Below are 9,302 nucleotides of genomic sequence, written 5' to 3' on the forward strand. Positions count from 1 at the left end.
ACCCCCTCCTACTCGATTTTAAATAATCATGTTTAAAATTTTAATATGTTAACCGATTGACATATTTATGTTAACCGGTTAACATATTAAATAACAACCGGTTGATTTAAAAATTAATATGTTTTGAAAACGTTTAAATAATATTGTGTGGAGAGAATTAATCGTAATTTAAGGGATTTATTGTTTAGTTTAATGGCTATGTGGTATAGGAATGAAATATCAATAATCAATCACCTTATTTACCATTAAGGTAGATGAAATTCGGGGGATATTTGTAAACGTTTTAGTGTTTTGAACTTGTGTTGAAGTTGTGAATGGTAATGGACCTTAGTATATAGGTTAAAAACAAGATAAAATTATTAAAGAGAGAGGGGTATTTAATCATGGCTGAATTGAGAATACCAAAGTTGAGATGGTTTTACTTTTTACCTGTATTATTTTTAATGTGCTTTTTTTCATTTTTAAGTTCGTCACTCTTAGCAATTGCCTTGCCTGGAGGCATGATGAGGGATTTAGGACTTGTTGCAAGCGTTGCTGGATTTGCGGGTGGAGTCGCGGGTATTGGAGGGATGATTTTACAAATCTCTGGTGGACACATTGCTCAAAAAGGAAAACTTAAAAAATTTCTTTTCTTTACTACGGTATGTTGGAGCGTAATAACCATTCTTCAAGCATTTGTTGAAACTGGTTGGCAACTCATTTTGCTTAGATTTCTGCTTGGTGTTGCGGAGGGAGGTATTGTACCAGGCATCATGACTCTTTTGCCATATTGGTTTCCAGAAAAGGATGGTGAAAGGAGTCGTGCCATAGCGGTAGTGTTTAGTGCATCCGGCATTGCAGCAACGCTGACTGGTCCAATTGGTGGATTTCTAATAGCCATGTTTAATTGGCAAATGATGTTTATCATTTTAGGTGTTATTAGTTTAATAATTGGTGGCATATGGTTTGCCGTAATGTATGACAGACCTGAAGATGCTAAATGGTTAAGTAAAGAAGAAAGAGAATATATTACTACAACCATTCAAAAGGAACAGAATGCTATAGTGAAAGATAGGGACAATAACCTAAGTGGGGATAAGCTACTACCAATTTTAGGTTATCTCTTAAGAAATAAGTATAGTTGGGCTTTAAGTATCATTGGCTTTTGCGCAGTATTTGGTCAGATAGGATTTTTTACTTGGATGCCTACAGCTATTCAATCTGTTACACATGCAGGAATTGGTAATATAGGATTACTTAGTGCACTTCCATCTATTACTGCAATTTTTGGATTGGCTATATGGTCTAAATTAACTGCGAAAATAAAGCAGCGGCGCCTTAGCACGGGGATACCTCTATTTTTGTTTGCTATTGCTCTGGCTTCCCTAGGCCTTTTTTCTAATAGTACAAATGCTACTTTGTACATCGTTTTAATGTGTGTAGTTGGCTTTTTTATACAGGCTTTTATGCCTAGTTTTCATACCATACCAACTCTTATTTTCTCCAAAGAAGTTGAAGGTGCCTGTAGGGGAATAACAGGATTTACTTCAGCGATGGGTGGTTTTGCTGGACCCTATCTTGCAGGTGTTTTTATCTCGCTATCAGGTTCGCAAGCCGGCGCTATGTACGTTATGGCGATCATCTTGTTCGTTGGAGTATTAGCAGCTTTCATACTTCCTAAGAATCTTGGTTTAGAAGAACAGGTTGGAAAAAATAAAGTTACAGCTTAACTTTCTATTAAAAAGTCTAAGAAATAATATATCAAATTTATATAGTTAACCATCTAGTGATACATTCCTTCTATAAGTAAATGCGAGTAGGAATGTATCACCATATATTTTGTTATTTTAATTTAGTCATGTTAACGAAAGTAGGAATAGTAAATGAAAGTACAAGAAGTTATTGAGGCGATTCTTTCAGATTCATGTGGCGATATGAGACTTGAAAAAACAGGTGACCAGATCATATGTGGTAATCATAATTCTGAGGTACAAGGAATTGTCACTACCTTTATGGCAACGATGGACGTTATTAAGAAGGCTATTGCTGTCGGGGCAAATATGATCATTACACATGAACCTACTTTCTATACAGGGTGGGACGAGACGGATTGGCTTAAGGATGACCCGTTATATCTTGCAAAGAAAAAGTTGATTGAAGAAAACAATATAGTAATTTGGCGGTACCATGATTATATGCATTTGGGGAAAACGGATAGAATTTATGATGGGCTTTTGCAAGAAATTGGCTGGGAAAATAATTTGCTGGAAGAGAACCCACCATTCATATACAAAATTAATGAAATCACTTTGGCGGAACTTGCCAAATTTTTTAAACTGAAACTATCAATGGATGTAATTCAAATTGTCGGCAACCCCGAAATGAAATGTTCAAAGGTAGGAGTGCTAGTTGGTGGAGGAAGCTTAGGTTTAGGCAGAGAACAAATGCCCATGGAGTTAATGAGAAATCATAACTTGGATGTTATGGTATGTGGTGAAATTACAGAATGGACACTTTGTGCGTATGTCAATGACGCAACGATGCTAGGATTGGAAAAGGGTATGATTGTTGTTGGCCATGAGCGGAGTGAAGAATGGGGCATGAAATATATGGAACAATGGTTGAAGCCTCTAGTTAATAATATTCCAGTTACTTTTATTGATGCGAAAGAGCCGTTCCTTTATTTATAAACCTTCATTATTCATAAATTTATATTAACACAAGGAGTGAATCCATTGGCCATATCACAAGTAAATTTTTACTCAAAGGCTTTAAAAAGGGAAGTTACTTTTAATGCATTATTACCGATAGACCGCACTGAGATGTTTGGAAATGTAAATACTGAGGGACGCCCATTAAAATCTCTTTATCTTTTACATGGGTATTCTGGCAGTTATTTGGATTGGCTTAGCCTCTCAAGAATTAGAGAAATATCTGATAAATATAACTTAGCAGTGTTTATGCCTTCAGGTGAAAATAATTTTTATTTGGATGATATTGATAAAGGGGAATTATTTGGTGAATACATAGGAAATGAATTAGTTATGTTTACCCGAAAAATGTTCCCCTTATCTTCAAAGAGGGAGGATACCTTTATTGGTGGATTATCAATGGGCGGATATGGAGCGATTCGCAACGGATTAAAGTACTCTGATAATTTCAGTCGTATAATTGCCTTGTCCTCCGCAATCATTACTTATCGGATAGCGGGAATATCTAACGACTATAAAGATGAAGTAGCGGATTATAAATATTATAGAAGAATTTTTGGTGACTTACACCAGCTTTTGGGCAGTGATAGGGATCCGGAGGCACTTGTAGTTGATTTGATAAAGGCTGAAGTGGAGATTCCCAAAATATATATGGCATGTGGAACTGGCGACTTCTTATTAGATGTAAACCAGAAATTTTATAAATTTTTAGTTTCCAAGAATGTGAATGTGATATATAGAGAAACAAATGGGGACCATTCGTTTGGTTTTTGGAATGAATATATTGAAAAGGCTATATCTTGGGCCATCTGTGATCGTGATAATTGAAGGGCAAAGAACTCTTTTAAAATATTAATAAAGAAGGATATAGTCCCCGATCTGATGGAACGTGTTTAAAAACCGAAATTGAGTGTTCCTAGTTGAGGGTCTCTCTCCATTCTCAATTAGTAAAAGAGGTAGCAAGAAATGAAACCAAAATTAGAAGATGTTGCAAAACATGCTGGTGTTTCACGAGCGACTGTTTCCAGAGTATTAAATAACCGCGGCTATATTAGTGACAAAACCCGTAAGCTAGTTAATGATTCAATGGAAGCAATCCATTATGTCCCTAATGAAATGGCACGATCTTTGTCCTCACAAAAAAGTAACATAATTGGGTTGATTTTTCCAACAGTAACCAACCCGTTTTTTTCTGAATTAATATTTAATCTTGAAATGGTATGCGAGGAATTAGGTTATAAAGTGTTTTTATGTAATAGCTTGAACCATGCACAGAAAGAAAAAAAGTATTTAGATATGCTCCTTCGAAATCAAGTGGACGGCATCATTGTTGGTAGTCATAATAGGGGAATATTTGATGGAGTATTAACAAGATTACCAATTGTCGCGATTGACCAATATATTTCTGATTCTGCTCCCATTGTATCCTCAGATAATTACTTAGGAGGTAAATTGGCAACAGAACATTTGATAAAAAAGGGCTGTAAAAAGATCATCCATATAGGTGGGCCGGCTAGTTTAAAGACGCCAACACATTTACGATCAGCTGCCTATAAAGATGTAATGGAGACTTACGGCCTTACTCCAATCATTTATGAAACTAGTCAAACTTTTAATTCTAAAGTGTATGATGAATTGATCATTCGAATTTTTTCGGAAAATCCCGGTATCAATGGCATTTTTGCAAGTGATGATATTCTAGCAGCAAACATTTATTATAAAGCTTTAAGCCTTGGTATAAAAGTTCCTGATGAATTAAAAATTGTTGGTTATGATGGTACTAAAACAGCTAGGAATTTCCTTCCAAACCTAACCACAATACAGCAGCCTATTCTTGAAATGGCAAAAAGAGCTGTTAAATTATTAGATAGTAGAATAAACAATGATGATAATTTTATAGAATGTAATGATCCACTTAATGTAATTTTGGTAGAAGGCGATACAGCTTAAGCAAATATGAGGGATGACATGTTCATTGTTTAAGAGGATATGAAACATTTTGATTCCACCGATATTTGAAAATGCTTTTTCATGGAATGGAGGAACTAATTATGGATTTTTATAGTAGAGTGAATCCTGAATTAAGAGAAGGTATAGATACAACACCGGTTATTCAACTCCCTGATGATTTAGAAATGGCAAGACAAATGCCGATCCCCCCAACATTGAATTCAAAATTTGTTCAAATTACTGAACGGTTAGTTTCCGGTGGAGATGGACAAGAAATGATGGTTAAGATTTACGAACCGGTTCAAAGAGACCAGTCAAATTTACCTGCGGTTATATGGATACATGGAGGAGGATATGTCTTAGGGCATCCAAACGGAGAAGACAGCCTATGTGAAAATTTTGTGGAAGCTGCCAATTGTATTGTCATATCGCCAGATTATCGCCTGGCCCCTGAGCATCCCTTTCCAGCAGCTATTGAAGACTGTTATGCAACATTGTTATGGTTAACAAACTCTGCGGAAGAATTGAATATCGACTTGACACGGATTGCCATTGGAGGAGGAAGTGCAGGTGGAGGATTAACTGCTGCATTGGCATTAATGGCTCGTGATAAAGGTGGACCTGCCATCTGTTTTCAAATGCCATTATATCCAATGATTGATGATAGAAATATTACGTTCTCCAGTAACGAAATTGAGGACAATAAAGCAGTGTGGTACACATCTAATAATTTGGCGGCTTGGAGAATGTATCTAGGTGAGCATGCAAATGGTAACATCTCTCCATATGCCGCACCAATACGGGCAGAAGATCTGTCAGGGCTTCCTCCGACATATACATGTGTAGGTCAATTGGATCCTTTCCGTGATGAAACGATTAACTATGTTACGCGTCTTACACAAGCCGGCGTTGCAGTAGAATTTCATCTATATCCTGGTTGTTTTCATGCCTTCGAACATATTGTTCCAAATGCAGAAATCAGCCAGCGAGCCCAAAATGAATATATTAATGCACTTAAAAGGGCATTTAGTTTTTCAGATAAAGTAATATAAATGAGGCAGAAAAAATGATACATGAAGTGATCGATATTCGAACCGAGCATTCTGAAGCAAAATTATATACTTATTTTTTAAATAATTCCCCAGAAATAGATTGTAATCGTAAACGTCCAACGGTCATTATATGTCCTGGCGGGGGATATGAATTTACTTCTGACAGAGAAGCTGAGCCGATTGCCATTAGAATGAATGCAATGGGTTTTCATGCATGTGTTTTACGTTATAGTGTTCATCCAGCAACTTTTCCAACAGCACTATTAGAACTTTCCATGGGAATTTCACTTATTAGGCAGAATGCAGAACAATGGCATGTTGACAGGAATAAGATCATTGTTGCTGGTTTTTCAGCTGGTGGTCACTTGGCAGCAAGTTTAGGGGTATTTTGGAACAAAAGTTTTTTATCTAAAAGTTTAGGAATTTCAAATGATGAGATAAAGCCTAACGGAATTCTATTAAGTTACCCGGTTATTACATCTGGACCATATAGACATAAGGATTCTTTTACTGCGTTGTTAGGAGAAAACCACGATAACCTTTTACAAGAGGTATCATTGGAACAACAGGTTTCCACTGACACTCCGCCAACCTTCTTATGGCATACCTATACAGACGAGCCTGTTCCTGTTGAGAATAGTTTTTTATTTGCTAATGCCCTTCTTAAGAATAAGGTATCTTTGGAAATGCACATCTTCCCTAATGGGATCCATGGTTTGTCCCTTGGAACAGAGGAAACTAAGGCAAAAAATAATGAATGGACTATTCAACCAGAAGTGGCCAATTGGATTGAAATGGCTGGTCGCTGGATAAAAGGACTACAATAAAAAAATGAGAAAAGCATTTATTAGAAACTAAGGAATATGCGATTAACCTTTTCTGAGGGATATTTGTAGATTGCGTAGAGGTCGATAAATGAACCCGGAGGATCAAGATGCTTGAGTTTGATAATAGAATTTTATTACAAAATAAAAGGAATGATATCCTGACAGTAGGAGAACTTCTTATTGACATGATTTCAGCCGAATATGATGAAAATGTGGAATGTAATACCTATCACAAGTTTTTCGGGGGATCCCCTTCTAATATTGCCATGAATGTAAGGAAATTGGGGATCCATTCACTTGTTGCTTCTGCTGTAAGCGAGGATGGTTTTGGAACATTTTTAATTAACCATTTACTGAAGGCAGGAATTGATACAAGCTGTGTTCAGATAGTAGATAATTCTACCAGTATGGTAGTCGTAACGAAAAGCCAATCAACACCAATCCCCATTTTCTATCGTGGGGCTGATTATCATTTAGACTATACTCCTAGTCTCGAAGAAGCTTTACTAAATTCAAAGATTGTACACTTTTCTTGCTGGCCGATATCGATGCCACCAGCACGTCAAACAATTGAAAAAGTAATAAAAAAAGCTAGAGAAAATGACATTTTGATAGGTTTTGACCCAAACTACCATCCAATGATTTGGAAAAGGGGCGAAGATGGTGTTGAATATGTTAAGTCTATCATTGGTAAAGTTGATATTGTCAAACCATCTGAAGATGACGCAGAAAGATTGTTCGGCAAAGATACTCAACTAAATCAAATTGAAAAGTTTTTGAAACTCGGCCCTAAACTGGTCATCATGACATTGGGAAAAGATGGTGCAATCGTTTCGAATGGAATGGAAATGGTGGAACTGAACTCATTTGCGACAGATGTAATAGATACTACAGGTGCGGGTGACGCATTTTGGTCTGGTTTTTATACCGCATTGGTGAAAGAACATACGATAAGAGAAGCGTTAAACTTTGGTTTTGCGGTCAGTGCTTTTAAGTTGAAACACACGGGTGCAGTAGTGAACTTGCCTAAACTTGAAGTAATTAAAGAGTTATATGACTTGTAGGAGGATGAAGTATGTCAGTTAGAAACCAAGTTCAGTTGATTACTTATCCTGATTCTCTTGGGGGAAATTTAAAGGCGCTAAACAATGTCCTTTTAACACATTTTACGGATATTTTTAAAGGGGGGGTTCATATTCTTCCACCTTTCCCATCATCAGGAGACAGGGGGTTTGCTCCAAAGACCTATTTGGAGATTGAACCTAATTTTGGAACGTGGGAAGACATAAGAGCCATCGGTGAAAATTATGATATTTTAATTGATGTGATGGTAAACCATATTTCAAGGCAGTCTGAATATTTTCAGGATTTCCTTAAAAAAGGGAGAAAATCAAAATATGCAGATCTTTTTATTACCCTTGATAAGATCTGGGAAGATGGAAAGCCGAAAAAAGAAGACATAGAAAAAATGTTTTTGCGCCGTCCACTGCCATATTCATCATATACAATTGAAGAAACTGGTGAAGAAGAGAAGGTTTGGACAACGTTTGGTAAGACGGATCCGTCCGAACAAATTGATTTAGATGTGAAATCGGAGAAAGTAAGGGAACTTTTTACGGAGTCCTTTATGAATTTCAAAAAGCAAAATGTGAAGATTATCAGACTGGATGCCGTTGGATACGTCATAAAAAAACTGGGAACAAATTGCTTTTTTGTCGAGCCGGAAATCTATGAATTTTTGGATTGGATTTTAGAATTAGCTAATTCTTTAGACATTGAATTGCTGCCTGAAGTTCATTCCCATTACAGCATCCAATATAAATTGGCTAAGCATGGATGTTGGATTTATGATTTTATTTTGCCATATAGAATCTTGGATGCATTGTTTAATAAATCCAGCAAAGATCTTCTACAATACCTGAAGACACGCCCGCACAAGCAGTTTACAATGCTTGATTGCCATGATGGAATTCCAATCAAGCCAGATTTAGATGATCTGATAGACACGAAAGAGGCAAGAAAAGTGGTTGATGTATGTTTGGAACGGGAATCAAACCTTAGTCTCATTTTATCAGAGGAGCACAAAGCGCACGATGGGTTTGATGTTCATCAAATTAGATGTTCCTATTATTCAGTACTTAATTGTGACGATGATGCCTACTTGGCTGCGAGAGCCATTCAATTCTTTGCTCCTGGAGTACCTCAAGTCTATTATGTAGGTTTGCTAGCAGGAGAAAATGATCTCGAAAATGTACGAAAAACTGGTGAAGGACGTGAAATTAACCGCCATAACTTCACCCTTGAGGAAATTGAAAAGTCTCTTGAAAAAGAAGTAGTTCAAAGATTGTTAAAGCTTATTAGATTTAGAAATGAATACGATGCTTTTAATGGTGAGTTTACCGTATTGGAATCGGCTAAGGATGAAATTCGACTTTCCTGGAAAAGAAATGAGAAGAATTGTACATTATTGATTGATCTCAAAAAGTATAAATCAGTAATTGATTATATTGATGAAAACGGACAGGCATCACAATATTTTATATAGTCATTTAGGAATTCTATTTAAATATTTACCTCCGATTAACATCATCATTTTATACCCAATAGTAGCAATTTTGGAGAAGGGTCATTTCTTTAAACTAGAAAAGAAATGCCTCATCTAGATAGGTAGGGGGTAGTACCCCTATGTGTATAAACTCTGGAAAAAAATCCAAAATAATAAACTCAATTTCTCAGTATAAAAATTTGAGAAATTGGGTTTTTTATTTTGCTTGACCTAAAGT

The 9,302-nt window shown here is 36.3% G+C and carries 8 protein-coding genes; all 8 read left to right on the top strand.

Annotated elements, in window-relative coordinates:
• The first annotated feature begins 383 nt into the window (after window positions 1-383).
• The 8 genes from V7083_RS23435 (at window position 384) to gtfA (ending at window position 9,064) form a co-directional block, all read left to right on the top strand.
• Complete coding sequence (locus V7083_RS23435; RefSeq protein WP_335482596.1) at window positions 384-1,709, top strand: MFS transporter; 1,326 nt, start codon at window positions 384-386, stop codon at window positions 1,707-1,709.
• A 153-nt stretch (window positions 1,710-1,862) separates the two neighbouring features.
• Complete coding sequence (locus V7083_RS23440) at window positions 1,863-2,669, top strand: Nif3-like dinuclear metal center hexameric protein (RefSeq protein WP_335482598.1); 807 nt, start codon at window positions 1,863-1,865, stop codon at window positions 2,667-2,669.
• A gap of 45 nt (window positions 2,670-2,714) precedes the next feature.
• Window positions 2,715-3,518 (top strand): alpha/beta hydrolase, encoded by an 804-nt coding sequence (locus V7083_RS23445; protein WP_335482600.1) that lies wholly within the window; start codon window positions 2,715-2,717, stop codon window positions 3,516-3,518.
• A 138-nt stretch (window positions 3,519-3,656) separates the two neighbouring features.
• The gene (locus V7083_RS23450; RefSeq protein WP_335482602.1) at window positions 3,657-4,640 is read left to right on the top strand and encodes a LacI family DNA-binding transcriptional regulator; all 984 of its coding nucleotides are present in this window, start codon (window positions 3,657-3,659) and stop codon (window positions 4,638-4,640) included.
• A 101-nt stretch (window positions 4,641-4,741) separates the two neighbouring features.
• Window positions 4,742-5,692, top strand: a complete 951-nt coding sequence (locus tag V7083_RS23455; protein WP_335482604.1) for an alpha/beta hydrolase — start codon at window positions 4,742-4,744, stop codon at window positions 5,690-5,692.
• A 14-nt stretch (window positions 5,693-5,706) separates the two neighbouring features.
• Window positions 5,707-6,519 (top strand): alpha/beta hydrolase, encoded by an 813-nt coding sequence (locus V7083_RS23460; RefSeq protein WP_335482605.1) that lies wholly within the window; start codon window positions 5,707-5,709, stop codon window positions 6,517-6,519.
• Between the two features lie 107 nt (window positions 6,520-6,626).
• Window positions 6,627-7,583: a carbohydrate kinase family protein gene (locus V7083_RS23465; protein WP_335482607.1), complete on the top strand. Its 957-nt coding sequence runs from the start codon at window positions 6,627-6,629 to the stop codon at window positions 7,581-7,583.
• A gap of 11 nt (window positions 7,584-7,594) precedes the next feature.
• Window positions 7,595-9,064, top strand: coding sequence for a sucrose phosphorylase (gene gtfA, locus V7083_RS23470; RefSeq protein ID WP_335482609.1), 1,470 nt, complete (start codon window positions 7,595-7,597; stop codon window positions 9,062-9,064).
• Window positions 9,065-9,302 lie beyond the last annotated feature (238 nt).

The organism is Bacillus sp. JJ1764 (assembly GCF_036962145.1).
Lineage (GTDB): Bacteria > Bacillota > Bacilli > Bacillales > Cytobacillaceae > Neobacillus.

Coding starts and splice junctions, on each gene's coding strand:
- V7083_RS23435 (WP_335482596.1), top strand. CDS start 384: ATGGCTGAATTGAGAATACCAAAGTTGAGATGGTTTTACTTTTTACCT.
- V7083_RS23440 (WP_335482598.1), top strand. CDS start 1,863: ATGAAAGTACAAGAAGTTATTGAGGCGATTCTTTCAGATTCATGTGGC.
- V7083_RS23450 (WP_335482602.1), top strand. CDS start 3,657: ATGAAACCAAAATTAGAAGATGTTGCAAAACATGCTGGTGTTTCACGA.
- V7083_RS23455 (WP_335482604.1), top strand. CDS start 4,742: ATGGATTTTTATAGTAGAGTGAATCCTGAATTAAGAGAAGGTATAGAT.
- V7083_RS23460 (WP_335482605.1), top strand. CDS start 5,707: ATGATACATGAAGTGATCGATATTCGAACCGAGCATTCTGAAGCAAAA.
- V7083_RS23465 (WP_335482607.1), top strand. CDS start 6,627: ATGCTTGAGTTTGATAATAGAATTTTATTACAAAATAAAAGGAATGAT.
- gtfA (WP_335482609.1), top strand. CDS start 7,595: ATGTCAGTTAGAAACCAAGTTCAGTTGATTACTTATCCTGATTCTCTT.